We start from the raw sequence: 26,179 nt of genomic DNA, 5'->3' as shown, positions 1-26,179 counted from the left end.
CGGGGGCGGACACCGCACGCGGGCGTCCCGGGCGGCGGGAGACGTGACGATACGGTGAGGGCCCCCTGTCACCATGGGTGATGCCCCTCGCCTCGCGCGGCCGGGCAGTGTAGACATGGCACATGGTCCGACTCTTGGGTCGATCCGGGACTCGATCGCCCCTGCGGCCCGGCGCTGCGCCGTCCGAACGGCAGCGGCGGGAGGCGGGCCCGTCATGGTGGCATCCGGTGGCGGGGCTGCGGTCGGTGCTGGGCGGACGCAGTGTCGCCCGCCAGGTGTTCCTGCTCGTCGTGGTGATCGTGCTGCTGCTGGTGGTGGCGGCCGTGGTGGCGCTGGTGCTGCAAGTGCGGCACGACACGACCCAGGAGGCCCGCAACCGTTCGCTCGCCGTCGCGGAGACCTTCGCCAACGCCCCCGGCACGATCGAGGCGCTGGAGAGTCCCGACCCCACGGCGGTGCTCCAGCCGCGTGCCGAGGCCGCCCGTGAGCAGTCGAAGGTCGACTTCATCGTCGTCATGAACACCGACGGGATCCGCTACACCCACCCCAGGCCGGACCGCATCGGGAAGAAGTTCGTCGGGACGCTCGCGCCCGCGCTGGCCGGGAGGTCCGTGACCGAGCAGATCACCGGCACGATCGGCCCCCTCGTGCAGGCCGTGGTGCCGGTGAAGGCTCCGGACGGCGAGGTCGTCGGCCTGGTGTCGGCCGGGATCACCACCGCCAACGTCGGTGGCACCGCCGACCGTCAGCTGCCGCTCGTCCTGTCCGCCGCAGCGGTGGCGCTCATCCTGGCGACGGCGGGCGCCGCACTGGTGAGCAGGCGGCTGATGCGCCAGACCCACGGGCTCGGGCCGCACGAGATGACCCGGATGTACGAACACCACGACGCCGTGCTGCACGCCGTGCGCGAGGGCGTGCTCATCGTCGACGACGGGGGCACCCTGCTGCTCGCCAACGACGAGGCGCACCGTCTGCTCGGGCTGCCCGCCGACGCCGAGGGCCGGCACGTGCTCAGCCTGGGGCTCGACCCGGGCACCGCCGAGCTGCTGGCCTCCGGGCGCGTCGCCACGGACGAGGTGCACCGCGTCGGGGACCGGCTCCTCGCCGTGAACCAGCGCACCACGGACCGCGCGGGCGTCCCGCCCGGCAGTGTCGCCACGCTCCGCGACTCCACGGAGCTGCGTGCCCTCTCCGGCCGGGCCGAGACCGCGCGGGAACGGCTCAACATGCTGTACGACGCCGGGGTGGGCATCGGAACGAGCCTGGACGTGACCCGCACGGCCGAGGAACTGACCGAGCTGGCGGTGCCCCGGTTCGCCGACTTCGCCACCGTGGACCTGTTCGACGCGGTGCTGAGCGGCGGGCAGCCGGACGCGGCGGCCGCGCTCAGCCGTACGGCGCTCAGCGGAATCCGCAAGGACGCCCCCCTCTACCCCGTCGGCGAGCGGATCAGGTTCGTCGAGTCCTCTCCGCAGGGCCGCAGTCTCGGCACCGGCCGGCCCGTCCTGGAAGCCCGGCTGGGCGAGGCCCCCGGCTGGCAGGCACAGGATTCCGAGCGCTCCGCCCAGGTCGTGGAGTACGGCATCCACTCCCTGATCACCGTGCCGCTGCGGGCCGGCTCCCTGGTGCTGGGCGTGGTCAGCTTCTGGCGCTGCGAGAAGCCGGAGCCCTTCGACACGGACGAGCTGGCCCTGGCGGAGGAGCTGGTCGCGCGGGCCGCCGTCTCCATCGACAACGCGCGCCGCTACACCCGCGAGCACAGCATGGCGGTGACGCTCCAGCGCAGCCTGCTCCCCCGGAACCTGCCCGAGCAGGACGCCCTGGAGATCGCCTACCGTTATCTGCCCGCGCAGGCCGGGGTGGGCGGCGACTGGTTCGACGTGCTGCCGCTGTCGGGCGCCCGGGTCGCGCTCGTGGTCGGAGACGTCGTCGGGCACGGGCTGCACGCCGCGGCCACCATGGGGCGGTTGCGCACCGCCGTGCACAACTTCTCCGCGCTCGACCTCCCGCCCGACGAACTCATCGCCCTGCTGGACGAGCTGGTCGGCCGGATCGACCAGGACGAGACGGAGGAGGACGGCAGCGCCCCGGTCACCGGCGCGACCTGTCTGTACGCCGTGTACGACCCGGTCACCCGGCGCTGCACCCTCGCACGGGCCGGGCATCCGCCGCCGGCGCTGATCCACCCCGACGGCAGTGTCGAATTCCCCGACGTGCCCGCCGGTCCCCCGCTCGGGCTCGGCGGCCTGCCGTTCGAGACGGCGGAGCTCCAGCTGGCGGAGGGCAGCCGGCTCGTCCTCTACACCGACGGGCTGGTCGAGGACCGGGAGCGGGACATCGACGTCGGTCTCGACATGCTGCGGGAGGCATTGAGCCGGGCCGGCCAGTCTCCCGAGGACACCTGCCGGACCGTCCTCGACGCGCGGCTCACGGCCCGGTCCAGCGACGACATCGCCCTGATCGTCGCGCGCACCCGGGCGCTCACCGCCGACCGGGTCGCCGAGTGGCCGGTGCCGGCCGACCCGGCGGCCGTGGGTGAGGTGCGGGCCGCCGTCTCCCGGCAGCTGGCCGAGTGGGGACTGGACGAGCTGACGTTCACCACGGAGCTGATCCTGAGCGAGCTGGTCACCAACGCCCTCCGGTACGGCGGCGGCCCCATCCACGTCCGGGTGCTGCGGGACCGCAACCTGATCTGCGAGGTGTTCGACAGCAGCAGCACATCGCCGCATCTGCGGTACGCGACGATGACGGACGAGGGCGGGCGGGGGCTGTTCCTGGTCGCACAGCTCGCCGAACGCTGGGGGACGCGCTATATGCCCGCCGGGAAGGTGATCTGGGCGGAGCAGCCGTTGCCGTGAGCGTCACCGCATAAGACCTTCTACGAGAGGTCATAAAGTCGCCTTATGAGCTCATAGACCGGACCCGCGTACCAACTTAGGCATGCCTCAGTTTAGGCTTCACGGCGAGATCGCTTGTCGCCGCTCGAAGGGAACCTGACCATGCCCCGCCCCCTGCGGGTAGCCATCGTCGGATCCGGCCCCGCCGGGATCTACGCCGCCGACGCCCTGCTCAAGTCCGAGGTGGCCGCCGAACCCGGAGTGTCCATCGACATCTTCGAGCGCATGCCGGCGCCGTTCGGACTGATCCGTTACGGCGTCGCGCCCGACCACCCGCGGATCAAGGGCATCATCACGGCCCTGCACCAGGTCCTCGACAAGCCCCAGATCCGGCTCTTCGGCAACGTGGACTACGGCACCGACATCAGCCTGGACGACCTGCGCGCGTTCTACGACGGCGTGATCTTCGCCACCGGCGCGATGGCCGACCGGTCGATGTCCGTCCCGGGCATCGACCTCGACGGCTCGTACGGCGCCGCGGACTTCGTCTCCTGGTACGACGGCCACCCGGACGTGCCGCGCACCTGGCCGCTGGAGGCGGAGAAGGTCGCCGTGCTCGGCGTCGGCAACGTCGCGCTCGACGTCGCGCGCGTCCTGGCCAAGACGGCGGACGAGCTGCTCCCGACCGAGATCCCGGCGAACGTCTACGAGGGCCTGAAGGCCAACCGGGCCAAGGAGATCCACGTGTTCGGCCGCCGTGGCCCGGCGCAGGCGAAGTTCAGCCCGATGGAGCTGCGGGAGCTGGACCACTCCCCCAACATCGAGGTCATCGTCGACCCCGAGGACATCGACTACGACGAGGGCTCGATCGCGACCCGGCGCGGCAACAAGCAGGCCGACATGGTCGCCAAGACCCTGGAGAACTGGGCGATCCGCGACACCGGCGACCGGCCCCACAAGCTCTTCCTGCACTTCTTCGAGTCGCCGGTCGAGATCCTCGGCGAGGACGGCAAGGTCGTCGGACTGCGCACCGAGCGCACGGAACTCGACGGCACGGGCAACGTCAAGGGCACCAGCACGTTCAAGACCTGGGACGTCGGCGCGGTCTACCGTGCGGTGGGCTACCTGTCCGACAAACTCCCCAAGCTGCCCTGGGACATCGACTCCGGCACCGTCCCCGACGAGGGCGGACGGGTCATGCAGGAGACCGGCGAGCACCTCCCGTCCACGTACGTCACCGGCTGGATCCGGCGCGGCCCCGTGGGCCTCATCGGCCACACCAAGGGCGATGCGAACGAGACGGTGGCCAACCTGCTGGACGACTACGCGAACGGCCGGCTGCACACGCCCGCCGCCCCCGCCCCCGAGGCCCTGGACGCGTTCCTCGCCGAGCGGAACATCCGCTTCACGACCTGGGACGGCTGGTACAAGCTGGACGCCGCGGAGAAGGCGCTGGGCGAGCCCGAGGGCCGCGAGCGCGTGAAGATCGTCGAGCGTGAGGACATGCTGCGGGCGAGCGGCGCCTGAGTCCAACACACCCTGCGGGCGGGTCCGGTGGCGATGTCACCGGACCCGCCCTTTTGCGTGCTTGAACCGTGTACGATCCGGATGCTTCACCAAACCATCACATGACCTTCATCAGAGGGTCACGCAAGGGGGGACGAACGTCCATGCGTATACGCCTTGTCGCCACCACGGCCGCCGCCGCCGGAGCCCTGGCCGCCCTGACGGCGGTCCCGGCCCATGCCGCCGAGTACAACTCCGCACTGAAGATCCGCGGGATCCAGTACAACGCTCCCGGGAGCGACTCCAACCGCTGCTCGACGGGGAACACCGACGAGGAGTACCTGACGATCAAGAACTACTCGCGGTCGACGACCGTGAACCTCAAGGGCTACGTGGTCAAGGACGCCGCGGGGAACAAGTTCACCTTCACCGCGAGCCACACCCTTCAGCCGGGCGACTACGTGAAGCTGCGCGGCGGCAACGGGACCGACTCCGACGCGAAGAACGTCGTCTACCGCGACAACTGCAACTTCATGTGGAACAACGACAAGGACACGATCTACGTGTACAAGCCGTCCGGCAGCCGTGCCGACGTGCACTCGTACACCGAGAGCGGCTCCGACAAGGACGGCAACGGGTACATCACGTACCACGGCTGAGCCTTTTGCCGAACCGGCAACAGGCTTCGCGTGCGGCGCGGCGGACGCCGGATGATCGGTGGACCGAGCACCTTTCTCCGGACCGCAGGAGGATCCATGCCGCAGACGTCCGCCGGCGACCGCACGCACCGCCTCGTCCCTTCACCGGCCGGCCGCGTCCACCTCGTCGAGCAGGGTGACGGGCCGCTGGTACTGCTGCTCCACGGGTTCCCCGAGTCCTGGTACGCCTGGCGTCATCAGCTGCCTGCGCTGGCCGCAGCGGGCTATCGCGCGGTGGCCGTCGACGTCCGCGGCTACGGGCGCTCGTCCCGGCCCGCGGCGGTGGACGCGTACCGGATGGTCGAGCTGGTGGAGGACAACGTCGCCGTCGTCGAGGCGCTGGGCGAGCGGTCCGCGGTGGTCGTCGGGCACGACTGGGGGGCGACGATCGCCGCGACGTCCGCGCTGGTCCGGCCCGAGGTGTTCCGCGCGGTGGGGCTGCTGAGCGTGCCCTACACGCCGCCCGGTGGCCCCAGGCCCAGTGAGGTCTTCGCGCGGATGGGCGGCGAGGAGGAGTTCTACGTCTCCTATTTCCAGCGGCCCGGCCGGGCCGAAGCGGAGATCGAGCCCGACGTGCGCGGCTGGCTCGCGGGTTTCTACGCCGCCCTGTCCGCCGGCACGATGCCGGAAGCCGGTCCGCATTTCGTCGCCCGCGGAGGGACGCTGCGCGACCGGTTCCCCGTCGGCCGCCTGCCGCGCTGGCTGAGCGAGGCCGACCTGGACGTCTTCGCCGGGGAGTTCGAACGCACGGGTATGACCGGCGCCCTGAACCGTTACCGGAACATGGACCGGGACTGGCAGGACCTGGCCGGCTTCGCCGGCGCCCCCGTCACACAGCCGTCGCTGTTCATCGGCGGCGCCCTGGACGCCTCCACGACCTGGCTGGCCGACGCGATCGAGGCGTACCCGGCCACCCTTCCCGGACTGACGGCTTCTCACATCCTCGACGGCTGCGGGCACTTCCTCCAGCAGGAACGCCCCGCGGAGACCAACCGGCTCCTGACCGACTGGCTCGCCGGCCTGCCCCGGGGCAGGTGATCCTCGTAGGTGCGGCGCCCCGGCATGCCGGGGCCCTCCGCGACGTGTCCGTGGCGGAGGGCTCCCGTCCGTGGTGCCGGCTCAGACCTCCAGGTCGTTCTCGATCCGGCGGAGCTGGTGGCGGGCCATCGCCAGGTTCGCGCGGCTCCCGTCGAGCACGAGGTACAGGAACAGTCCGCTGCCTCCGCGTCCCTTGAGCAGGCGGATGAGGTGGTACTGGGAGTTCAGTGTGATGAGGATGTCTTCGATCTCCTCCTTCAGGCCCAGGAGTTCCATGGTGCGCAGCTTGGCCCGTACGACATCGGTGTTGCCGGCGGCGGCGACTTCCAGGTTGAAGTCCTTGGTGCCGCCGAGGGTGCCGAGCGCCATACCGCTGGTGTAGTCGACGAGTGCCGCGGCCGTCGCTCCGTCGATGGAGCTCAGGCATTCCTTCAGCGCGGTCTCGGTGTTGGCCATGCGGGCGGTTCCTTTCGTTCGGTGTTTCTTCGTTCGCGGATTCTTCGGTCGGTCAGGAGGTCCGGGAGGTGCGGAAGGTTCAGATGCCGGTCTGCGGGCGCGGCTGGTGGGTGGGCCGCTGCGGGGTGCGTACCGGGAGGGTGCCGATGGGGCGGGCCGTGACCGTGGGCGCCGCCGCGAGGTGTTCGGCGGGCGCGGGCCGGTCGGCGTGGCGGCCGGTGCCCGGTTCGACGTGGGTGGCCACCAGGTCCGCGATCCGGGCGCCGCTGCGCCTGCCCTCCAGGTGGAGGCGGCCGACGTTGACGCGGTCCTCGGCGAGGAGGGTCAGGACGGCGGTCGCCCCGGCCGCGTAGGTGGCGACGTAGCCTCCGGAGCCGCGCACCAGCAGCTCGCGGAAGTCGCCGCGCGCTGCGGCGTCGGTCATGCGGTGGGCGACGCCGAGGGCGGCGGCGGTGAGCGCCGCGAGTCCCTCCGGTTCGGTGTCCGGGGCGTCGTGGGCGAGGACGAGTCCGTCGACGGTGGCCGCGAGCGAACCGGTCAGCCGGGGTATGCGGGTGCGCAGCCGACGCAGTTCGTCGAGGACGTCGGTCTCGACGGCCATGAGCAGTCTCCTTTCGGCACGCTGTCGTCGCGCGCGGATCACAGTGCCTCCAAGGCGTGCAGGAGCCGTCGCAGCAGTGCGGTGTCGGGCTCGTCCGGTGCCGTGGGACGAGGGGCGGGGCCCGGCTCGGCGGACACTGGGGCGGGAGCGGGGGCAGGGACGGGGGCTGGGGCAGGGACAAGGGCTGGGGCTTTGGGGACGACCAGCCCGGCGGCGGCCAGGCGGCGGAGTTCGACGAGGGTGTGGAAGGTGCGGCAGGCCAGGGCGGTGGCGATCTGGGCGGCGGTGCGGACACCGTCGACCTGGGCGAGGGTGCGGCTGCGGCGGGCAGGGAGATCCGCCGGGCCGGTATCGGGGACACGGGCGACCGGGGCGAGGTCGATGGTGGGTTCGGGCCATATGCGGTGCAGCAGTTCGCGGCGGCGTCTCGACTCCCGCAGGACGGTGTCCACCGGCACCGCACGGACCGCGCCCAGCCAGTGCGAGACTCCGGGGCGGAAGCGGAGCACCGGTCCGTCGTGGGCGAGGACGAAGTACGCCGCGTCGAAGAGGGCGCCCAGATGGCACAGTTCGAGCGCGCCGGCGGCGAGGTGGCCGCTGTCCACCAGCTGACGGCCGACGCGGCAACGGCGGCCGGCCTGGTCGATGGCCTCCCACCAGCCGTCCGGGGCGAGCGCGCCGCTGTGCGTGAGCAGATCGCCGACGTCGGGGGTGAGGGCCGATTCGACGTGGACGACGTGTCCCGCGGCGAGGTAGACGATCCCCGCCTCGGTGGACACGGCGCCGCTCGCGCCCTCAGCGGCGAGGGTGCCGAGCAGGGCCGAGGCCGGTTCGTCCGTGCGTGCGGTCCGGGTCGGCGTGATCATCCGAGCACCAGTCTGTCCGCCATCTCGGCCAGCCGGATGCGGGCCAGGGCGAGGTTGCCCTCGGCTCGGTCGAGCCATAAGTGCAGGAACACGGTGCTGTCGAAGGTCGTGGTGACGAACCTCAGCAGGTGGTACGAGTCGGTGTTCGTGATGATCAGGTCCTGTACGGGTGGTTCCTTGCCGGACACTCCGTCCACGTCGCCGCCGGCCGGGGCGAGCGCGCCGCTCTCCGTGGCGAGGCGGGCGAGTTCGGCGGTCTCCGCGGCCGCCGCCTCCAGGTCGCCGCCCGGCGCGTCACCCACCGCGCCCAGGGCGAGACCACTGATCCAGTCGACCACCGCCGCCCCTCGCGCACCGGGCAGCCGCATGGCTTCCAGCAGACTCTCGTCAATTCCGGGCACGCCGGATCCCCCTCCCTGCACGGCCGTTCCCGCGAACGTGAGCACGACACTACGGAAAGTACTCGGCCCAGGTGAAGGCTTTGGCATTTTCCAAAGGAATGTGCAGCGGAGCGGGCAGAGGTGCGTACGGGATCGATCCGAAGCGAGCAGGACCTGTCCGTCAGGCTCCAGGACCTTCAGGGCTTCCAGGGCTTTCCGTCGCGCAGAGCCTCCCGGTGGTCCCTTCCTTCAGCGAGCAGGCACGGCGGCTGCGACGAGCGAGCGGACGCTGCGCCGTCGTCTCGCCGAGTGCGGCACGACGTACGAGGCACTCGTCGAGGGAGTGCGCCGCGAGCGCGTCGAGCACCTCCTCCTGCGGCCGGAACTGACACTGCCCCACATTGCCCACCGGGTGCGGATCAGACCGTCTTCTCGCGGGTCCACTACTCGAAAGCGCTGGTGGATCTCCCCGTTCAGCGGGAACTGACCTGCGCGGCCACAGACCGGACCCCAGCGGCCAGACGGCACGGGCAGCGGCCGAGGCACGGAACGACTTCGTCGAACGACTTGTTCATGAGACTCAGTCGGTATCATGCGGCCATGGCTCACGTTCCCGCGGCCGAGCGCCGCCCTCAGCTGATCAAAGCGGCCATCGACTACATGGCGAGGGAAGGGGTCGCGGCGGGAAGCACTCGTGCCATCGCCGCCGAGCTGGGAGTGGCCCAGGCCACGGTGCACTACACCTTCGGCACTAAGGAGGAGCTGTACCGAGCCGTCATGGAGCAGCTCACCCAGGATCTGATCGCACAGGTCGAGCGAGCCGCACCGGTCGGCGCGGGATTCGAGGAGACAGTCAGCACGCTGGCTGCCGCCCTGTGGCAGACGGTCCGCGAGCAACCGGCCAGCCATCAGCTCCTTTCGGAACTGACCCTGTTCGCGCTCCGCTCCCCCGCCCTGAGCGAAGCCCTCGAGAGTCACAGCCGGAGCGTGACCGAGGTGACGGCGAGACTGGTGGCCGAGGCGGCCGAGCGTACCGGCCGGCCTCTCGCCCATCCCGCGGAAACGATCGCGCGATTCTTCCTCGCCGGCTTCGACGGGCTCACGATGCAACGTCTCTCGCACCCCGACGAGGAGGCCGAGCGCGCCTGCCTCCAAGCGTTCGTGTCCGCCGTGATGGCGATGGCGGGCGGCCGCCTGGAGATGGTGTCCGTACCTTCGAACTGACACCGTCTCCACATCCCGTAGCGCCCGCGGGACGGGCGGGCCACAAACACGCAGATGGCATTGGCATCGACCTGGTCGATGCCAATGCCATCTGTGCATTCGCTCCATCTCACGCTGCTGGCGACCCATCTCCCAACAGCCACGTGGAACGAGACTCGGTCCTTCGACTTTGTCGAGTGATAAAGTCTGGTGAACGGAAGCTCGCATCCCCTGCCGTTTCCGCGCACCCGCCCCTGCCCGCAGGGGATTTACGCGGATCCGCTATACGGAAGGACCGCCTCCCATGCGTGTGTTCATGAACGAACCGGTCGAGAGGATGGACCGGCCCTACGCCCGGCGCTGGTGGGCTCTGCTGGTGCTCTGCCTGAGCCTGCTGATGATCGTGATGGCCAACACCGCCCTCACGGTCGCGGCTCCCTCCATGACTCAGGACCTCGGCCTGTCCAGCACCGACCTGCAATGGGTCATAGACGGCTACACCATCCCGTACGCCGCCCTGATGCTGCTGTTCGCCGCGATCGGCGACAAGTACAGCCGACGCGGCGCGCTTGTTCTCGGTCTCGTCCTGTTCGGCGGCGGAGCGATATGGGGTTCACTCGTCGACAGCGCGGCGGGGGTCGTCGCGGCCCGTGCCGTGATGGGTGTCGGCGCGGCGCTCATCATGCCCGCCACGCTCTCTCTGCTCGCCGCGACCTTCCCGCGCGCCGAGCGGACCAAGGCGATCACCTTGTGGGCGGGCACCGCCGGTTTCGCCATCGCCGCCGGACCGCTGATCGCGGGCATGCTGCTGGAGAGCTCCAGCTGGCAGTCCACCTTCCTGATCAACGTTCCCGTGATCGCCCTCGCCATCGTCGGCGCCTTCGTCCTGGTACCGCCGTCCAAGGCCACGCACGCGCCGCCCATCGACTACGTCGGTGGACTGCTGTCGGTGGTGTGGATCGCCGCGCTGGTCTTCACGCTCATCGAGGCCCCGCACGGCTGGGACGCCAAGGCGGTCACGGGCACGGTCATCGGGGTCGTGGGGCTCGTGGCGTTCGCCCTCTGGGAGTTGCACCACCCGCACCCCCTCCTCGACCCGCGCCGCTTCGCGAACCGCGCGTTCACGGGTGCCAACATCGCCGTCGTACTGTTCCTTCTCGCGGTCTTCGGCGCCTTCTACTACCTCACCCAGCACCTCCAGTTCGTCCTGCGGTACGACGCGTTGGAGACCGGCATACGCATGCTGCCGCTCGCCGGCGCTGTCTTCGCCGGCTCCGTGCTGACCGGCTACCTCACCCCGCGCATCGGCATGAAGGCGACGATCGTCGCGGGCATGGTCGCCGGCACGACGGCACTCGCGCTGCTCACCCAGGTCGACAAGTCGTCGTCGTACGGTGATTTCGTGGCACCCCTCCTCGCACTCGGGCTCGGCATCGGCCTGGCGCTCTCGCCCTGCACGGACGCGATCATGGGCGCGTTCCCCGAGGAAGAACTGGGCGTGGGCAGCGCGGTCAACGACACCTCGCAGGAACTGGGCGGGGCGATCGGCATCGCCATACTCGGTTCGCTGCTGTCGACCTCGTACTCGTCGGGTCTGTCGGATGCCACAGCGGACAGCAGGCTCCCGGCCGACGCGCTGAGCCAGGCGCAGGACTCGGTCGCCGCCGGGTACGGGGTCGCCGAGGGCATCGGCGACCAGGCACGGCACGTCGCCGAGCAGGCGGCGCGGGCGACCGACCCGCAGCAGGCCGCGCAGCTCAAGGAGCAGGCCGGGCAACTCGCCCACGGGGCCCAGCAGATGGCGGACGCGGTCGGCTCGTCCTTCGCGGACGCAGTGGCTCACACCAGCCTGGTGGGCGCGGCGATCCTGGGGGTGGGGGCGGTCTCCGTGGCCTTCTTGCTCCCGGGCGATGACCGCACCGCGGAGACCGGGGCGGAGAGTGAGTCCGAGCCCGTGGAAGGGGGCAGGGCCTCGGTCGCCTCGGAGAAGGAGCCGGAGTTCACGGGTTGGTGATCAAGTGGAGCTGTGAGCCGGACTTCCCCGGTCGACAGCGCACGGACGCCGGTCCACCAACACCGAAGCGCCTCGCTATCGTTGGTCTGGTTGTCATAGCTGGGCCATGGGGGGGCTTCATGGGCGTGTTGCTGTATTACCCGAAGGTGAATCCGCCCACCGAGGTCGTCCACCAGGCCCTGCTCTACTGGGACGGTCTCGCCTCGGTCGTGCCCCGCGACCCGCGGGTGTACGAGGCGCTCGTCGGTGCCGAACTGCGACGGCTGGAAGAGCGTGAGCTGTACCGGCCGCTCACCTTCACCGGGGAGACGCTCGATGTCCTGGCCGTCTACGGGCCCCCGTACAGCACAGGCCAGAGCTGGTCAGTCCTTACCCGAGAGCTCCGGCGTATGGCGGCTCGCCCGGATCCGCCCAGACCCACCTCGCCGCCCGAAGCGGTCCTCCACACGTCAAAGATCACTTTCGAGTTGGAGCGGCTCCTGCTGCACCTCGGACTGGCCACCGACGTCGGGCACCTGGGTCGGGGAGAGGAGTTGTCCGTCTCCAAGGAGGTCCAGGCCCTGGTCGTCGGCGTGCTGGCCCGCGAGCTCGCCGCCGCCACGGACCTCGCCCTCTTTCCGTACACGGACAGCGAGGACGCGTACCGCAACACCCTGCGCCCGGTGTCCCCGACCCGCTGTCTGGCCTGGGAGATGGAGCTGGGCCGGCTACTGCCCGTGCCGGCGCCGGGCACCCCGACCGAGGAGGTCCTCGCTTTCCGTGAGAAGTACGCCGAGGAACGACGCCGCCTGATGCGCGCCGTGCACCGCATGCTGGGCGATCTGCGCCGTGACTACGAGCACCCGGCGGACGTCCTCACCCAGCTGCGTGCGGAACTCTCCGAGGCGGTCGAGGACTATCGAGGGGCGCGCCGCAGCAGCCGGATGGCCTGGGTTCACCGTTCGGTCACGGTGTCGGTCGCACTGGCAGCCGCGGCGGGCGGTGCCCTGTTGCTGCCGGACCTCGGCTGGTTCCTCGGCACGATCGGCGGCTATGCCCTGAACGTGGCCACCCGGGAGATCCGCCCGCTGGCCAGCGCCCGGGACGACCACGACTTCAGCTATCTGCACCGGGTGCAGAGCGGCCTTTCCTGAGGGGGAACATCACTGTGGTGCTGGCGACGAAAGGCCCGGGCAGGGCACGGCTGGAGGCAGGGCGTCCGTGGAGCCTCCGGATCACCTACGCACAGGGGCGGCGGGTAGTGCGCCTCTCGTCCGGCGACGACGCGCCGACGTGGGACGAGATCGACCGATGCCTCGCCGAGACAGGCTACGACCGCACGTCACCGGCGCCCTGTCGCGCCCCCGAGGCGGGCGACGAGTTCGACGTGATGGGCTGGATCTCGCCTTCCCACCCACGATCGCGCCGGCGGGAGAAGGATCGCGAGCGGGACGGGCCGCCGCAGGACCTCACCATGGCCCTGCCCTTGGCGGAGGTGGACGAGATACGGCGGGCCCTGGACGCGATGCAGGCCCGCCTTCCCTGGCCGGAGAAGGTCGCACCGATCACCGCACTGATCGAGGCGCTGGATGCCGAGGATGCGGTGCGGGTGACGCTCCCCGCCGCCACCGTGAGCTCCCTCCACCACACCGTGTCAATGATCGGCGCGTGGACTGACTGGCTCGATGGCGACACATTGCGTCTGGCAGGTGTCCTCTCCGGGCACCTGAGCAGGGCGCAGCCCAGCGTCGGCCCCTGGCCTCACGTCCAGGACACCCTTCAGGACGCCCTGCGCGAAGCCCTGTCCCGCCCCGGCGCCGAGGGGTTGGCCGCCCGCGACGAACTGCTCGCCTTCCTCCTCAGCTTCGCCGACGTCCACCGGACGGCGACGACGGCGGACGACAGGGAACAAAGACGCCTCCAGATGGAGCGGACAGCAGCGGAGCGGACGGAACCACCGCCTCAGGGTGGTCACGCCCGAGACGGCGGAACAGTGGATCGGTGAGAAACCCCAGACGTCGGTCCTGTTGCCCGAGCTCCCGGTCGCCATGCTGCGCAACGCCACACTCCTCGTCGGCTTCGGCAGCATGTATGTCGCGGTTACCTCGATGACGGACGCGGACCACCGACAGCAGTTCTTCGCCCCGATCATCGACGAGATCGAGCGCATACTCACCGTGCACACGGTCTACGTGGTCCTGCGCGAGACCGCCCCGGCCCCGCCCGCTGGAGGGGACAGCCGCTGACGTCGGGGTCGACTCGGAGCTACTGACCGACGTGCTCCGTCGAACACTGTTGACAGGATCGCAAGGCACTGCGTCAGCGCCGCACGCGGGCGCGACCGACTGCTACGGCAGAGCAGAACGGTGGCGTCGACTTGGGCGTGTCGGTCAGGGCGATGCGGGCGGTGATGCGTTTACCGACCGGCTCCCGCTGGATGTCGAGGTTCTGGGCGACGGCCTTGACGATCTCCAGGCCGTGCTGGCCGACGCGATCCCCCGAGACGCCGCGCGGCGCCCACGCCCGGAAGGGCGGGGCGCCGCCGGTAGAGGGCGGATCAGCCGACTGGCTTGTAGGCGACTTGGGGTGCCTTCACGGCTACCTCCTGCCTCGGCGGCGCAGCAGCCACGCGGCCACCGCCACGCCGCCGGCCGCTATCAGCACGGTGCGGTTGGCGCGGGCGGCCCGGGCACCTTGCTGGGCCTTGGCGCGGACCGGTTCGGGTGCCTTGTCCTGCCACACCTGACCGGCCTTTCCGGCCTTGGCCTTCACCTGCTCAGCGGCTGCGGTGGCCTTGTCCTTGACCGGGTCGGGCAGCTTGTCCTGCACCAGGTGCGTGGCCTCGGCGGCCTTCACCTTGGCCTGCCCGGTCACCTCCGCGGCCTTGGCGCCCGCCTGCTCCGTCAGCACGCCCACCTGCTTCTTCACAGCGGTCGCCTTCTCCTGTGCGCGGGCCTTGACATCCGTTTTGGCGGCCAGTTCCTCGACGGTCTCCCCGAGTTCCTGGCGGGTCTGCTCGACCTGCTCCTGCAACTGCTCGGGGCTCGAGGCGGTGGGCTCGTCGTGGGGCGGCTGGGTCATCGCTGTGCACTCTCCTTGATCTCGGCCTCGTCGGCCTTGACGCTGTCGATGGTCTGCTCGGGTACCGGTGGAGCGGCCTGGGTGACCTCCTTCTTGCTCCAAGGCTGCGAGGGCGGTGGCGATCATTGCCTGCAGCGTCAGGAAGCCGACCAGGCCGACCCCGCCGCAGAGGCCCCGCCCTTGCCGTACCGCTTGCCCTTCTCCTTCATTTCAGCCTGGGTCAACCTCATCTCCCCGATCTCCGGCAATCAGGTGACTTGCGCCTGTCAGCGCAGCAGTCGGCGTACCAGGCGGGGGACACGACGCACCAAGGCCGCCGCGGCCAGACCGGTCGTGGCACCGACCGCGACGTCGGAGGGGTAATGGGCACCCGTGTGCACGCGTTCGGCGGCCACCATGACGGCCGGCACCGCACAAACCGCGCCCACCCACGGCCACACCGCTGCCACGGCGGCACTGAACGCCACCCCCGCGGCGGTGTGCCCGGAAGGGAAGGACGAAGAGTCGGGTCGCTCATGGACGTCCTCGTGCGATATCCACTCCTTCGGCGGCCGACGCCGATGCCACACGCGCTTGAGGACGCAGTTCGAGGCCAGTTCCGCCACGGCCATGCTCGCCAGGCCGACGGTCGCGGCCCTGCGCCCCCGCCACCCGGTGGCGGACAGGGCCACGGCGGCGCCCCACCACAGCTTGGTGTGCTCGGCCGTCTCCTCCACCGCCGGCAGGACCCGCCGAACGCAGCCCGACCGCCACGACGCCACCCACCGCGTCACCCGGTGATCACGCTCACGAAGATCCGTCAGCACTCCCATGACCTGCGACTTCCCGCTCCGAGCAGCGCATAACTCCCCCTCGGCGGAAACCTGGCCTCATTCGAGACGGCGCCGGTCTTCCTCGCTCCACGCACGGGTGTCGCGGGGCGGGACATAGGGCTCTTCGTCCTCGGGCAGACCGCCGGCGACGGCACGCTGGCGGGCCATCTCCGCGTCGAACTCCAGGCCGAGCAGGACCGCGATGTTGCTGATCCACAACCACACCAGGAAGACGATCACCCCGGCGAGGGTGCCGTAGGTCTTGTTGTAGGACGAGAAGTTCGCCACGTAGAACGCGAATCCGGCCGACGCGATCACCCAGATCACCAGGGCCAGGACACTGCCCGGCGTGACCCACCTGAAGCCGCGGCCCTTCACGTTCGGTGTCGCCCAGAACAGAATCGCAATCATGATCGTGACCAGCACGACCAGGACCGGCCACTTCGCGATGGACCACACGGTCAGCGCCGTGTCCCCGACCCCCAGAGCCGCACCTGCCTGCTGAGCCAGGCCACCGGTGAACACCACGATCAGAGCGCTGACCACCGCCAGCACCAGCAGCGCCACCGTCACTCCAAGACGCACGGGCAGCACCTTCCACACCGGCCGTCCCTCCGGCGTGTCGTACACGGCGTTGGCCGTACGGATGAAGGCCGCGACGTAGCCGGATGCCGACCACACCGCCACCGCCAGACCCACGATCGCCACCACCGAGCCGATGCCCGCGTTGCCCTGGAGCTGCGTCACTGCATCGCGGATGACGTCGCGGGCCGATCCAGGGGTGAGTTTCTGAAGGTTGTCCAGCACTTGCTGCGTCGCCGACTGCCCGGCGATCCCGAGCAGCGACACGAGCACCAGCAGCGCCGGGAAGAGGGAGAGAACCCCGTAGTAGGTCAGCGCCGCGGCCCGGTCGGCCAGTTCATCGTCCTTGAACTCCTTGACGGTGCCTTTCAGCACCGCCCGCCAGGAGCGCCCGGGCAACTGCGTCGGCTCGTCCGGGGCCCGCCGCTCCACCTGCTCGTCCGGCCCCGCACGCCTCTCGCGCCCGGGCTCGGTGTCCTGGCCGGTCGCGTCGTACCGGCCCAGCTTCCGCGTCGTGACGTTCCGTGCCATGACGGGCGGGTATCCGAGCGCGCACTCGGTATACCCCACTCTGAGGGCGACCTCGTGGTCGGCCGCGGTGTGCCCGCCGCGCCGTCCATGTCATGCGGCAAGCAGGACCCGCCCCGATGCGGATGGTGGGCGGGCCCTGCTCGTGCGGACCATTGTCGGGACGGGGTGCCGGTGGGGCCACGAGTGTGATCCGCCGGTGTGCGCGCGGCGCTCACACCCCGTGCGCGCCGCGCGACCTCCGCGCACCCGGTACTGCCCCCTGGCGCCACCGTGCGCCGCAGAGCGCTGCCCCGTGTGTGACCCCGGGTTATGCCCGTCGGCCTGCGGCGACGATACTGACAGGCGCACCTGCCCCCGTTCACAGTTGGACCCATGCCGACCTCCCCCTCCGTCCGACCCATGACTCCCACCACGGTGTGGCTGGCTCGCGGCCGCCATGCCGAAGGCGCCGCGGAAGACGTGCTCCGGCGCTCGCTGGAGGAGCGCAAGCGAAGTCGGGCCATCGACGACTTTCTGGAGTTGCCCAGGACCGTGGCCGAGATCGAAGCCGGGGCCGAGGCCGAGGCCGCCCCGGCGGAGCGGGTCTTCGAAGCCCGCTGGCGGGTCGACGAGACGGTGACGGTAAGGGCCCGGATCGGTGTGACGCCCGGGCCGGACGGCGGGCAGGAGTGGATGCTGGTCGCGGAGGCCGAGCAGCCGTGGAACGACGACTGGCCGTCGCCCGCCGCGCTGTTCTGGCCGGAGGAGCCGGACGTCGCCTGGGACCGGGACGGCGCCGCGGAGCTGTCCCTGCGGAAGATCAATCCACTCCCCCACGACGACAAGGAGACGCGGCGCCTGTTCAGGAACGCGGTGCGCGGCGGGTGGCACATCCACGTGGTCGTCCACGAGGCGATGACCACGGACGAGCTCGGCCGGTTGCCGGTGGCGCGGTGGCTCCCGCCGGGCCTGCGGCACCGTGTGGTGGAGCACCGCGCCGCACCCCAGCAACACCGGGGCCTCAACTGGGCCCTGCGCGACCTGGGGGTCCAGGTGCCGCGCGGCGGTGCCGCGGTGCTGCCCGGCCGCCCCGCGCCGGACGGTTACGAGGCCGAGGACTTCTCCGTCCGCGCGGTCTTCCTCGACGGCTCGGAGCCCACCGACCTCGTCGACGCGGTGAGGCGGTACGCCGCGCTGCCGAGACCGCTGCCCGACGGTGCCGAGGACGCCCTCACCGCGCTGCGGGAGGACTGGCACCTGCTGAATCTCGAGGAGGAGCTGGAGCGTCAGCGCGGGCTGGTGGCCATGTACGCCGAGGCGCTCGAAGCCATGACGAAGTCGCGTGACCTGTACCGGGAGGCGGCCGAACGCGCCCACGAGGCCCTGGTCGCCTACCAGGAGTCCGCCGAGGCCGCTCCCGAGCGGCAGCGGCCCTCCGACACTCCCGTGACGTCTCCCCTGCAACAGCTCACACGCACGTTCGAGCGCTTCAAGGGCAAGGGCCAGCGTCCCGTGGCCCCGTCCCGCGACGAGGGCTAGAGACCCGTCCCGACGGGGCGCACGTGTCAGTCGTGGTCTGGTGGATACGCGGTCCGTACGGCAGTACGGCCCGTCCGGGAAGGTCCTCCACCACATGGACAACGACCAGCACCACTCGGAGACGACGCTCCGCGTCAACGGCAAACCCCACACCCTCACCGTCGACCACCGGCGGGTCCTGCTGGACCTCCTGCGGGAGGATCTGGACCTCACGGGCGCCAAGAAGGGCTGCGACCACGGCCAGTGCGGCGCCTGCACGGTCCTGGTCGACGGGCGGCGCGTCAACAGCTGTCTGCTGTTCGCGGTCGCCCTGGACGGCTGTGAGGTCACGACCGTCGAGGGGCTCTCGGACGACGGGGAGGAGCCGCACCCGCTGCAACGGGCCTTTCTTGAGCGCGACGCCTTCCAGTGCGGCTACTGCACCCCGGGCCAGATCTGCTCCGCGGCCGGCATGCTCGCCGAGGCGGCGGCCGGTCACCCCTCGCACGTCACCGACCCGGCGACGCCCTCGGCCGAGCCCGTACCACTGGACCGGGCGGAGATCCGCGAGCGGCTGAGCGGCAACCTGTGCCGGTGTGGCGCGTATCCGCGGATCGCCGAGGCAGTTGAGGACGTGATCCCGTGAAGGAGTTCGCCTACGTCCGCGCCGGGAGCGTCGAGGAGGCGACCGCCGCGTACGCCTCCCACGCCGGTGCCCGTTATCTCGGCGGCGGCACCAACCTGGTCGATCTGATGAAGCTCGGCGTGGAGCGGCCCGCCGCCCTCGTCGACGTCACCCGGCTGCCGCTGGACGCGGTGGAGGAACTGCCGGACGGCGCGCTGCGGATCGGGGCGATGGTCCGCAACAGCGACCTCGCCGCCCACCCGCTGGTGCGCGACCGGTACCCGGCGCTGTCGCAGGCGGTGCTCGCGGGCGCCTCGGGGCAGTTGCGCAACGCGGCGACGACCGGTGGCAATCTACTCCAGCGCACCCGGTGCCCGTACTTCCAGGACCTGTCCAAGCCGTGCAACAAGCGCGAGCCGGGCAGCGGCTGCGGCGCGCGGGACGGCGTTCACCGTGATCACGCGGTGCTCGGGCACTCCGCGCACTGCATCGCCACGCATCCGTCGGACATGGCGGTGGCGCTGGCCGCTCTCGACGGGCGTGTGGAGCTGTACGGCCCCGAGGGCGCCCGGAGCGTGGCGGCGGCCGGCTTCCACCGGCTGCCCGGGGACCGGCCGGAGCGGGACACCGAGATCCGCCCGGGCGAACTCGTCACCGGCGTGGTGCTGCCGGCCGCCGCGGCCGGGCTGCCGTCGGCGTACCGCAAAGCCCGTGACCGCGCCTCGTACGCCTTCGCGCTCGCGTCCGTCGCGGCCGTGCTGCGGGTGTCGGACGGCGTGGTCGCCGACGTGGGGCTCGCGTTCGGGGCGCTGGCGCACCGGCCGTGGCGGGCCCGCCGGGCGGAGGAGGCGCTGCTGGGCGCGGCTCCGACCGCCGCCGCGTTCGAGCACGCGGTCGACCTGGAACTGTCCGCGGCGGAGCCGCTGCGCGACAACGCCTACAAGGTGCCGCTGGCCCGGGGGATCGCCGTGGACGTGCTGTCCCGGCTCGCGGACGCGGCGCCGGCGAGGAGGACTTCATGACCGGCAGTGTGGGAGCCCCCGCCGAGCGCCGGGAGGGATGGGAGAAGGTCAGCGGTGCCGCCCGGTACGCCGCCGAGTACCACCACGCCGGTCGGGCCCAGGCCTGGCCCGTGCCGGCGGCTGTCGCCCGGGGCCGGGTGACCGGCGTCGACACGGCGGCCGCCCTGGCCGTCCCCGGTGTGCTCGCCGTCCTCACCCACGAGAACGCGCCGCGGCTCGCGGAGCCGGACGACCCCACGCTCGCCGTGCTCCAGAACCCCCGGGTTCCGCACCGTGGCTGGTTCGTGGCCCTGGTGGTGGCCGAGACCCTGGAGGCGGCGCGGGCCGGTGCCGGCGCGGTCCGTGTCGACTACGCCGCCGAGGAACACGATGTGACCCTCACGGCATCGCACCCGGGTGTGTACGTCCCCGACGACGCCAACGCCGATTATCCGGCCGTCCGCGAACGGGGCGACCCCGACGGGGCGTTCGGTTCCTCGGCCGTCCGGGTCGATGTCGCCTACCGCGTGCCGCCGCTGCACAACCATCCCATGGAGCCGCACGCCAGCACCGCCCGCTGGGACGACGGCCGGCTCACCGTGCACACCTCCAGCCAGGGCGCCGGTGCCGTGCGGGGCGTGCTCGCCAATCTGTTCGGCATTCCCGAGGAGCGGATCGTCGTCACCGCCGAGCACGTCGGCGGCGGCTTCGGTTCCAAGGGCACGCCTCGGCCGGACGTGGTGCTCGCCGCGATGGCGGCGCGGCAGACCGGCCGGGCGGTCACTGTGGCACTGCCCCGCCGGTATCTGCCCGCCGTCGTCGGGCATCGTGCGCCCACCCTGCACCGGCTGCGGCTCGGCGCCGACGCCGACGGACGCCTCATCTCCCTCGTGCACGAGGTCACGACGCACACCTCCCGGATCAAGGAGTTCGTGGAGCAGGCGGCGGTCCCGGCGCGGGTGATGTACGCATCGCCCCACAGCCGTACGGAGCACCGGGTCGCGGCGCTGGACGTGCCCTCGCCGTCGTGGATGCGGGCGCCTGGCGAGGCGCCGGGCATGTACGCGCTGGAGTCCGCCATGGACGAACTCGCCGGCGAGCTGGGCATGGACCCGGTCGAACTGCGCGTCCGCAACGAACCGGACGTCGAACCCGACAGCGGCAAGCCGTTCAGCAGCAGGCACCTGGTGGAGTGTCTGCACGAGGGCGCCCGCCGCTTCGGCTGGGCCGGGCGCGATCCCCGGCCGGGCTCCCGCAGGGAAGGGCCCCTGCTGCTGGGGACGGGCGTGGCGGCGGCGACGTATCCGGTCATGGTGTCGCCCGCCACGGCGTCGGTCGGCGCACTGCCCGACGGCACGTTCCTGGTGCGGATCAACGCCACGGACATCGGTACGGGGGCCCGGACCGTGCTCGCGCAGGTCGGCGCCGACGCCCTCGGCGTGCCGCTGGAGCGGGTGCGGATCGAGGTCGGCAGCACCGAACTCCCGCCGGCGCCGCTGGCCGGCGGCTCGTCCGGCACCGCCTCCTGGGGCTGGGCGGTCCACGAGGCCGGTGCCCGGCTGGCGCGGCGGCTGGCCGAGCACCCGGGGCCGCTGCCCGAGCAGGGCATCGACGCCCGCGCGGACACGACGGGCTCGGCGGACGCCGAGAGCGAGTGGGCGCGGCACGCCTTCGGGGCGCACTTCGCCGAGGTCGCCGTGGACACGATCACGGGCGAGGTCCGGGTCGGCCGGCTGCTCGGGGTGTACGCCGCGGGGCGCATCCTCAACGCCCGTACCGCGCGCTCCCAGTTCGTCGGCGGCATGGCGATGGGCCTGGGCATGGCGCTGACCGAGGGCAGCACGATGGACGCCGCGTTCGGTGACTTCACGGAGTCGGACCTGGCGTCGTACCACGTACCGGTGCACGCCGACGTCGCCGCGATCGAGGCGCACTGGCTGGACGAGGACGATCCCCGTCTCAACCCCATGGGCAGCAAGGGAATCGGGGAGATCGGCATCGTCGGGACGGCCGCGGCGATCGGCAACGCGGTCCACCACGCCACCGGCGTCCGCTTCCGCGAACTCCCCCTGACGCCGGACCGGGTGCTGGCCGGGCTGCTCGACGGCCGTGCGGCGAACCACGCCCGGACCGGACCCGCTACGGGCGGATCCGGTCCGGTGCGGGGCGCGTAGGCATCACTCCGCCATCCGGCCCGCCTCGGGCGCCGACGCGGACGCCCACTGTCTGCGCGCGAGAGGCGCCACCATACGGAAGACCAGGGCGACGAGCGCCAGCAGTGCCGCGCACACGGCGGCCGCGGCGGCGAGCCACGGTGGGGCGAGCGCGAGGTCCACCGCGCGGGACAGGGACGCCGACGAGGAGGGGTTCCCGTACGCCTGGGCCGCGGCCAGCACCGTGGGTACCACCACCGCCCCGGCCAGCACCACCGCGACCGGGCGCAGCGCCAGCAGCAGGGCCAGAACCGTGCACAGCACCGACAGGCCGAGGGCGAACGCGTGCAGGTGCAGGGACGCTCCGCCGCGTTGCAGCGGGAAGTGGGCCACCGCGCACAGGGCCAGCGCCAGGGCCGCGAGCCAGCCCGACCACGATACCGACCTGGCGAGCCGGTCCGTCCTGGCGAGCCGGTCCGTCGCACGGACGCGGTCGGCGGGCGGGTCGTCGAGCGTCCGGTGGGCCTCACGGGCGGCAGCCGGGCGTGCCGCACGGCGCCTGCCCGGCCGGCCGGGCTTCTCGGTCTTCCCGGTCTCGTCACCCGGACCCGAAGTGCCGTCCGGTGGGCGGCCGTTGCGGTCCAGACGCTCAAGGCCCAGACGGTCGATCAGCTCGACCAGCTCCCCGACGGACCGCCCGGTGGCCGCTGCCCGCAGGGCCTCCTCGCGGACGTGGGGCATCTGCGGCTCCTGGTGCAGGAGGGTCACGAGCCGGGTCACCTCCTTCACCGGGCGGTGGGCGGCGGCGGCCCGGATGGCCTCGTCCGCGCAGTCGGCGTCGCGCGGGGGCTTCGTCAGCATGGCGATCAGCCGGGAGACGTCCTCCACGGGCCGGCTCACGCCGGCGGTGCGCAGCGCGTCGACCTTGGCCTGCGTGTGGTCGGGCGACTCCTCCAGCGAGGTGATGAGGTCGACGACCTCCTCCAGCGGCCGGTCGGCCACCGCGGCGTGCACGAGGTCGCTCACCGCGTCGCCGTACGGCGACGCGGTCGGCCCGGTGCCGGGCCGGAGCTCCACCGGGTTGTCGTCGAGGGACCGGATGACGAACGGCCGCGCGGCCGACGGCTGGTCCGTCTCCTCCTGGCCGGGCTCGGCGGGCCGGGCGGGGTCGCCAGGGTCGGGCACGGTGGGCTGGGCGGGGCCGCCCGGGTCGGGCGCGGGAGACAGCGCGACGTCGTCCGGGCCGGGCGCGGTGGGCCGGACGGCCTCGGCCGGCGCCTGATCCGTACGGTCCGGGGCGGGGGCGCCCGGCCGTGCTTCAGCCGGATCCAGCCATTCCTGTGCGGGCGGGGCGGGGCGCGCCTCCGCCGGGTCCATCCAGTCCTGGCCCGGCGCGGCGGACCGCTCGGCAGCGGGGTCCGAGCCGGGGGCGGCGGGCCACTCGGCTGCCGCGTCCCACCCGGAGGAAGCGGAATGCGTGCTCGCGTCGCCCGAGGCGGGGCTGGCAGGCGGCTCGGTCCCCATGCGCGAGCCGGGGGCGGCGGACCGCTCGGCAGCCGGATCCGAGCCGGGGGCGGACCACTCGGCTGCCGCGTCCCACCCGGAGGAAGCGGAATGCGTGCTCGCGTCGCCCGGGGCGGGGCTGGCAGGCGGCTCGGTCCCTATGCGCGAGCCGGGGGCGGCGGGCCGTGCGGCAGCCGGATCCGAGCCGGGCGCGGCGGACCGCTCGGCTGCCACGTCCCACCCGGAGGAAGCGGAATGCGTGCTCGCGTCGCCCGAGGCGGGGCTGGCAGGCGGCTCGGTCCCCATGCGCGAGCCGGGGGCGGCGGACCGCTCGGCAGCCGGGTCCGAGCCGGGGGCGGACCACTCGGCTGCCGCGTCCCACCCGGAGGAAGCGGAATGCGTGCTCGCGTCGCCCGAGGCGGGGCTGGCAGGCGGCTCGGTCCCCGTGCGCGAGCCAGGGGCGGCGGGCCGTGCGGAGGCCTGGTCCGCCTGGTCCAGGGCAGGGGCGGCCGCCCGCGCACCCGCCTTGTACGACTGGCCGAAGCCAGGGGCGGTCGCCCGCGCATCCGCCTCGTACGACTGGCCCGAGCCAGGAGTAGCGGCCCACGCATCCGCCTGGTCAGAGTGGTCCGAGCCGGTCGCAGAGGATGAACTCATGCCCGCGGCGGGCCGGGCGCCCGCACTCGCATCCGGGTGAGCGCCGAGGGCGCCGGGCTCCACGCCCGGCCTGTCGGAAGAACCGTACGTATCGTGCGAACCGGCGGCGGGCTGCGTGCTCGTCTGCTCCACCTGGTACGTGCCGGTGGCAACGGTTGTCTCGGCGGACGGCTGGGCGGACCCGTTCGGCTCGTCGGGTATGGCAGATTCGTTCGAGCGGGGTGATGAAGAGCAGGTGGTCATACTCGCCTCCATGGGGAAGAGTGCGGCCGCTCCTGCGCCCCCCGTCGTCTGACGAGCGACGTTACGCTGACCATTACTAGGCGCCCCCGTCACGCCGTGCCACTCGGGTGAGCCACCGGGACGACCACCCGCGCCCACGGCGGACGGAAAATCCGCCGACACGGCGACATGTCGGGCCCGGGCCGCAATACAGCCGCCGGAAACGGGAATCCAGGAAGGGACACCCCGTGTCGCGGCACGCCAGGAGGAGGGCAGCCCGTGGATACGACCACAACGGTGATCATCCTGGCCGCGGTTCTCGCGGCCGTCGTCCTCGTTCTCGCCGTGGGCGTCCTCGTGCGGCTGGTCAGAACCCGGCGCGAACTGCGGCGCGCGGGACTGCCCACGGGCCCACGCTGGGTGTTCTGGGGCGCGGTTCTCTATTTCGTACTGCCTGCCGACGTGCTGCCCGATCCGGTGTACCTGGACGACATCGGCGTCCTGCTGCTCGCTCTGCGCACCGTCCGCGGCTCCCTCGGCGAGCGGGAGCGCAGTACGACACGCCGACCGGACCGCCGGCCGGACCGCCAACCGGCCCGATGACTACGGAAAGTAAGGAAACCAACCACCCGTTCGATTCGTATAAGTCTCTGGGAGCCGAAAAGAGTCGGCGGACCGGGTGGCCGTGCCCCTGGATCCGGCTTGATCGGCGCAGTACCGACGAGGGAGAGACGATGCAACCGTTCGCGCTCAACTACGCGCGCCCGGCAGTGGAGTTGGAAGCTGCCATTCCGTACGTGTACGACGCCGGACAGCAGCTGAACGTGCTCCACGACGGCCGGGTGGCCGCCTCCGACTTCGCCCTGTTGAGAGAGGTCGGCACCACGACGTCCACCGCCGGCTCCAAGACGCACTTCGACGACTGACCGCGGACCGCCGACGATGACGGTACTGATCCTCACCTGCGAGGAGGATGTGACCGCGGACATGGTGGTCGTGCACCTGAACGCGGCGGGGGTTCCGGTGGTCCGCGTCGACCCCGCGGATCTGACCGGCGGTGTCGCGCTGTCCGGGGAGTACGTCCACGGCCGTTTCCGAGGCCATCTGTCCGCCGGGGGGCGGCTGGTGAGCATCGGGGGGCTGCGGTCGGTGTGGGTACGCAGGCCGGGCACCCCGGCCGGGCGGGCGGCCCAGCCGTCCGCGTGGCTGACCGAGGAGGCCGCCCAAGCGCTCTACGGCATGCTGCGGGGCTCGGACGCGCGCTGGATGAATCACCCCGACGCGGCCCGCCGGGCCCGGCACAAGCCCTGGCAGCTACGGCTCGCCCAGCGGTGCGGCCTGCCCGTACCGGCGACGCTGATCACGACCTTCCCGCTCGCCGCCCGCGAGTTCTCGGAGCGCTACCCGGACCTGGTGGTCAAGCCGGTGTCGGGCGCGCATCCGCAGGACCCGCCCCGGGCCGTGCCGACGAGCCGGGTCCCACCGGACACGGACTTCTCCGCGGTCGCGTTCGGGCCGACGCTGCTTCAGCGCCGGGTCGCCAAGCGGGCCGACATCCGCCTCACCGTGGTGGGCGACCGGATGCTGGCGGCCCGCAAGGCGGCCGACGCGGACGCGGATCCCGACGAGGTCGACGTGCGGTTCGCCGCACCCGGCGCGCCCTGGCGGCCCACCGACGTGCCGTCGTGTATCGCGCCGGGCGTGCGGGCTTATCTCCGGGAGGCCGAACTGGCGTACGGAGCCTTCGACTTCGTGGAGGACGCCGACGGGACCTGGTGGTTCCTGGAGTGCAATCAGTCGGGGCAGTTCGGGTTCGTCGAGGTGGAGACGGGCCAGCCGATCGCCCGCACCATCGCCGAGTGGCTGGCGCGCCCCGTTCCCGAGGCGCCGTCGCACGTCAACGGCGCGAACAGGACGGCCTGTTGAGCACCGGGACC

At 71.9% G+C, this 26,179-nt stretch carries 24 protein-coding genes and 2 pseudogenes; 17 read left to right on the top strand and 9 right to left on the bottom strand.

The features are described from left to right. Positions 1 to 122 precede the first annotated feature (122 nt). From ABFX81_RS35480 to ABFX81_RS35465, 4 genes are all read left to right on the top strand, one after another. Entirely contained in the window at positions 123 to 2,858 is a 2,736-nt protein-coding gene (locus ABFX81_RS35480) for a SpoIIE family protein phosphatase (protein ID WP_346139213.1), read from the top strand. A 141-nt stretch (positions 2,859 to 2,999) separates the two neighbouring features. Beyond that, a complete protein-coding gene (locus ABFX81_RS35475; RefSeq protein WP_086843954.1) occupies positions 3,000 to 4,364 on the top strand; it encodes an FAD-dependent oxidoreductase in 1,365 nt (454 codons plus the stop codon). 143 nt (positions 4,365 to 4,507) lie between these two features. Then, the gene (locus ABFX81_RS35470; RefSeq protein WP_086843952.1) at positions 4,508 to 5,002 is read left to right on the top strand and encodes a lamin tail domain-containing protein; all 495 of its coding nucleotides are present in this window, start codon (positions 4,508 to 4,510) and stop codon (positions 5,000 to 5,002) included. A 96-nt stretch (positions 5,003 to 5,098) separates the two neighbouring features. Continuing rightward, positions 5,099 to 6,079 carry an alpha/beta fold hydrolase gene (locus tag ABFX81_RS35465; protein ID WP_086843950.1) on the top strand — a complete coding sequence of 327 codons (981 nt, stop codon included), beginning with the start codon at positions 5,099 to 5,101 and terminating at the stop codon, positions 6,077 to 6,079. A gap of 81 nt (positions 6,080 to 6,160) precedes the next feature. On the opposite strand, the gene ABFX81_RS35460 is transcribed toward ABFX81_RS35465, so the two are convergent. The 4 genes from ABFX81_RS35460 to ABFX81_RS35445 all read right to left on the bottom strand — a co-directional run bounded on the left by ABFX81_RS35460 (position 6,161) and on the right by ABFX81_RS35445 (position 8,403). Continuing rightward, positions 6,161 to 6,535, bottom strand: a complete 375-nt coding sequence (locus ABFX81_RS35460; protein ID WP_346139212.1) for a roadblock/LC7 domain-containing protein — start codon at positions 6,533 to 6,535, stop codon at positions 6,161 to 6,163. Between the two features lie 79 nt (positions 6,536 to 6,614). Continuing rightward, positions 6,615 to 7,136, bottom strand: coding sequence for a roadblock/LC7 domain-containing protein (locus ABFX81_RS35455; protein ID WP_346139211.1), 522 nt, complete (start codon positions 7,134 to 7,136; stop codon positions 6,615 to 6,617). A 38-nt stretch (positions 7,137 to 7,174) separates the two neighbouring features. Beyond that, on the bottom strand, positions 7,175 to 8,002 hold the full coding sequence (locus ABFX81_RS35450) for a hypothetical protein (protein ID WP_346139210.1): 828 nt from the start codon (positions 8,000 to 8,002) through the stop codon (positions 7,175 to 7,177). After that, on the bottom strand, positions 7,999 to 8,403 hold the full coding sequence (locus tag ABFX81_RS35445; protein ID WP_086855226.1) for a hypothetical protein: 405 nt from the start codon (positions 8,401 to 8,403) through the stop codon (positions 7,999 to 8,001). The genes ABFX81_RS35450 and ABFX81_RS35445 overlap by 4 nt, the downstream gene beginning before the upstream one ends. Positions 8,404 to 8,594: 191 nt before the next feature. Between ABFX81_RS35445 and ABFX81_RS35440 the strand changes: the two are divergent. From ABFX81_RS35440 to ABFX81_RS35415, 6 genes and pseudogenes are all read left to right on the top strand, one after another. After that, positions 8,595 to 8,869 (top strand): annotated as a pseudogene (locus ABFX81_RS35440) (helix-turn-helix transcriptional regulator); the annotation flags it as partial. Positions 8,870 to 8,982: 113 nt separating this feature from the next. Then, positions 8,983 to 9,606, top strand: coding sequence for a TetR family transcriptional regulator (locus tag ABFX81_RS35435; RefSeq protein ID WP_086855227.1), 624 nt, complete (start codon positions 8,983 to 8,985; stop codon positions 9,604 to 9,606). A gap of 283 nt (positions 9,607 to 9,889) precedes the next feature. Further along, positions 9,890 to 11,599, top strand: coding sequence for a DHA2 family efflux MFS transporter permease subunit (locus ABFX81_RS35430; protein ID WP_086855228.1), 1,710 nt, complete (start codon positions 9,890 to 9,892; stop codon positions 11,597 to 11,599). 119 nt (positions 11,600 to 11,718) lie between these two features. Next, the gene (locus ABFX81_RS35425; RefSeq protein WP_086855229.1) at positions 11,719 to 12,732 is read left to right on the top strand and encodes a hypothetical protein; all 1,014 of its coding nucleotides are present in this window, start codon (positions 11,719 to 11,721) and stop codon (positions 12,730 to 12,732) included. A gap of 107 nt (positions 12,733 to 12,839) precedes the next feature. Continuing rightward, positions 12,840 to 13,583, top strand: coding sequence for a hypothetical protein (locus ABFX81_RS35420; protein ID WP_086855230.1), 744 nt, complete (start codon positions 12,840 to 12,842; stop codon positions 13,581 to 13,583). Between the two features lie 22 nt (positions 13,584 to 13,605). Next, entirely contained in the window at positions 13,606 to 13,824 is a 219-nt protein-coding gene (locus ABFX81_RS35415; protein WP_346139209.1) for a hypothetical protein, read from the top strand. Positions 13,825 to 14,176: 352 nt separating this feature from the next. On the opposite strand, the gene ABFX81_RS35410 is transcribed toward ABFX81_RS35415, so the two are convergent. The 4 genes and pseudogenes from ABFX81_RS35410 to ABFX81_RS35400 all read right to left on the bottom strand — a co-directional run bounded on the left by ABFX81_RS35410 (position 14,177) and on the right by ABFX81_RS35400 (position 16,584). Next, entirely contained in the window at positions 14,177 to 14,659 is a 483-nt protein-coding gene (locus tag ABFX81_RS35410; RefSeq protein WP_086855232.1) for a DUF3618 domain-containing protein, read from the bottom strand. Continuing rightward, positions 14,656 to 14,892 (bottom strand): annotated as a pseudogene (locus ABFX81_RS42290) (phage holin family protein); the annotation flags it as partial. The gene ABFX81_RS35410 and the pseudogene ABFX81_RS42290, both read right to left, overlap by 4 nt. A 33-nt stretch (positions 14,893 to 14,925) precedes the next feature. Continuing rightward, complete coding sequence (locus ABFX81_RS35405) at positions 14,926 to 15,471, bottom strand: phosphatase PAP2 family protein (protein ID WP_086855233.1); 546 nt, start codon at positions 15,469 to 15,471, stop codon at positions 14,926 to 14,928. Between the two features lie 57 nt (positions 15,472 to 15,528). After that, the gene (locus tag ABFX81_RS35400; RefSeq protein ID WP_086855234.1) at positions 15,529 to 16,584 is read right to left on the bottom strand and encodes a YhjD/YihY/BrkB family envelope integrity protein; all 1,056 of its coding nucleotides are present in this window, start codon (positions 16,582 to 16,584) and stop codon (positions 15,529 to 15,531) included. A 372-nt stretch (positions 16,585 to 16,956) separates the two neighbouring features. Here ABFX81_RS35400 and ABFX81_RS35395 point away from each other — a divergent pair, with 372 nt between their 5' ends. The 4 genes from ABFX81_RS35395 (at position 16,957) to ABFX81_RS35380 (ending at position 21,881) form a co-directional block, all read left to right on the top strand. Next, on the top strand, positions 16,957 to 18,102 hold the full coding sequence (locus ABFX81_RS35395; protein ID WP_346139208.1) for a hypothetical protein: 1,146 nt from the start codon (positions 16,957 to 16,959) through the stop codon (positions 18,100 to 18,102). A gap of 94 nt (positions 18,103 to 18,196) precedes the next feature. Beyond that, positions 18,197 to 18,727, top strand: a complete 531-nt coding sequence (locus ABFX81_RS35390) for a (2Fe-2S)-binding protein (protein WP_086855278.1) — start codon at positions 18,197 to 18,199, stop codon at positions 18,725 to 18,727. Beyond that, positions 18,724 to 19,728, top strand: coding sequence for an FAD binding domain-containing protein (locus ABFX81_RS35385; protein WP_086855277.1), 1,005 nt, complete (start codon positions 18,724 to 18,726; stop codon positions 19,726 to 19,728). The genes ABFX81_RS35390 and ABFX81_RS35385 overlap by 4 nt, the downstream gene beginning before the upstream one ends. Beyond that, positions 19,725 to 21,881, top strand: coding sequence for a xanthine dehydrogenase family protein molybdopterin-binding subunit (locus ABFX81_RS35380; protein ID WP_346139207.1), 2,157 nt, complete (start codon positions 19,725 to 19,727; stop codon positions 21,879 to 21,881). Before ABFX81_RS35385 ends, ABFX81_RS35380 begins: the two co-directional genes overlap by 4 nt. A 3-nt stretch (positions 21,882 to 21,884) precedes the next feature. Here ABFX81_RS35380 and ABFX81_RS35375 read toward each other — a convergent pair whose 3' ends face one another. Further along, on the bottom strand, positions 21,885 to 24,020 hold the full coding sequence (locus ABFX81_RS35375; protein WP_346139206.1) for a hypothetical protein: 2,136 nt from the start codon (positions 24,018 to 24,020) through the stop codon (positions 21,885 to 21,887). A gap of 501 nt (positions 24,021 to 24,521) precedes the next feature. Here ABFX81_RS35375 and ABFX81_RS35370 point away from each other — a divergent pair. The 3 genes from ABFX81_RS35370 to tgmB all read left to right on the top strand — a co-directional run bounded on the left by ABFX81_RS35370 (position 24,522) and on the right by tgmB (position 26,168). Continuing rightward, complete coding sequence (locus ABFX81_RS35370) at positions 24,522 to 24,845, top strand: DUF1232 domain-containing protein (RefSeq protein ID WP_086844512.1); 324 nt, start codon at positions 24,522 to 24,524, stop codon at positions 24,843 to 24,845. Positions 24,846 to 24,976: 131 nt separating this feature from the next. Next, positions 24,977 to 25,168 carry a putative ATP-grasp-modified RiPP gene (gene tgmA / locus ABFX81_RS35365; RefSeq protein WP_037669517.1) on the top strand — a complete coding sequence of 64 codons (192 nt, stop codon included), beginning with the start codon at positions 24,977 to 24,979 and terminating at the stop codon, positions 25,166 to 25,168. 16 nt (positions 25,169 to 25,184) lie between these two features. Further along, positions 25,185 to 26,168: an ATP-grasp ribosomal peptide maturase gene (gene tgmB / locus ABFX81_RS35360; RefSeq protein WP_086844514.1), complete on the top strand. Its 984-nt coding sequence runs from the start codon at positions 25,185 to 25,187 to the stop codon at positions 26,166 to 26,168. Positions 26,169 to 26,179: the final 11 nt, after the last annotated feature.

It is taken from the genome of Streptomyces coeruleofuscus (genome assembly GCF_039532725.1).
Lineage (GTDB): Bacteria > Actinomycetota > Actinomycetes > Streptomycetales > Streptomycetaceae > Streptomyces > Streptomyces coeruleofuscus.
Note: the sequence above shows the minus strand (reverse complement) of the source record. Positions and strands in the feature narration are given on the sequence as shown.

Excerpts from the sequence above, each read along its gene's own strand:
- ABFX81_RS35480 (WP_346139213.1), top strand. The coding sequence starts at position 123 with ATGGTCCGACTCTTGGGTCGATCCGGGACTCGATCGCCCCTGCGGCCC.
- ABFX81_RS35475 (WP_086843954.1), top strand. The coding sequence starts at position 3,000 with ATGCCCCGCCCCCTGCGGGTAGCCATCGTCGGATCCGGCCCCGCCGGG.
- ABFX81_RS35470 (WP_086843952.1), top strand. The coding sequence starts at position 4,508 with ATGCGTATACGCCTTGTCGCCACCACGGCCGCCGCCGCCGGAGCCCTG.
- ABFX81_RS35465 (WP_086843950.1), top strand. The coding sequence starts at position 5,099 with ATGCCGCAGACGTCCGCCGGCGACCGCACGCACCGCCTCGTCCCTTCA.
- ABFX81_RS35460 (WP_346139212.1), bottom strand. The coding sequence starts at position 6,535 with ATGGCCAACACCGAGACCGCGCTGAAGGAATGCCTGAGCTCCATCGAC.
- ABFX81_RS35455 (WP_346139211.1), bottom strand. The coding sequence starts at position 7,136 with ATGGCCGTCGAGACCGACGTCCTCGACGAACTGCGTCGGCTGCGCACC.
- ABFX81_RS35450 (WP_346139210.1), bottom strand. The coding sequence starts at position 8,002 with ATGATCACGCCGACCCGGACCGCACGCACGGACGAACCGGCCTCGGCC.
- ABFX81_RS35435 (WP_086855227.1), top strand. The coding sequence starts at position 8,983 with ATGGCTCACGTTCCCGCGGCCGAGCGCCGCCCTCAGCTGATCAAAGCG.
- ABFX81_RS35430 (WP_086855228.1), top strand. The coding sequence starts at position 9,890 with ATGCGTGTGTTCATGAACGAACCGGTCGAGAGGATGGACCGGCCCTAC.
- ABFX81_RS35425 (WP_086855229.1), top strand. The coding sequence starts at position 11,719 with ATGGGCGTGTTGCTGTATTACCCGAAGGTGAATCCGCCCACCGAGGTC.
- ABFX81_RS35410 (WP_086855232.1), bottom strand. The coding sequence starts at position 14,659 with ATGACCCAGCCGCCCCACGACGAGCCCACCGCCTCGAGCCCCGAGCAG.
- ABFX81_RS35405 (WP_086855233.1), bottom strand. The coding sequence starts at position 15,471 with ATGGGAGTGCTGACGGATCTTCGTGAGCGTGATCACCGGGTGACGCGG.
- ABFX81_RS35400 (WP_086855234.1), bottom strand. The coding sequence starts at position 16,584 with ATGGCACGGAACGTCACGACGCGGAAGCTGGGCCGGTACGACGCGACC.
- ABFX81_RS35395 (WP_346139208.1), top strand. The coding sequence starts at position 16,957 with ATGCCGACCTCCCCCTCCGTCCGACCCATGACTCCCACCACGGTGTGG.
- ABFX81_RS35390 (WP_086855278.1), top strand. The coding sequence starts at position 18,197 with ATGGACAACGACCAGCACCACTCGGAGACGACGCTCCGCGTCAACGGC.
- ABFX81_RS35380 (WP_346139207.1), top strand. The coding sequence starts at position 19,725 with ATGACCGGCAGTGTGGGAGCCCCCGCCGAGCGCCGGGAGGGATGGGAG.
- ABFX81_RS35375 (WP_346139206.1), bottom strand. The coding sequence starts at position 24,020 with ATGAGTTCATCCTCTGCGACCGGCTCGGACCACTCTGACCAGGCGGAT.
- tgmA (WP_037669517.1), top strand. The coding sequence starts at position 24,977 with ATGCAACCGTTCGCGCTCAACTACGCGCGCCCGGCAGTGGAGTTGGAA.
- tgmB (WP_086844514.1), top strand. The coding sequence starts at position 25,185 with ATGACGGTACTGATCCTCACCTGCGAGGAGGATGTGACCGCGGACATG.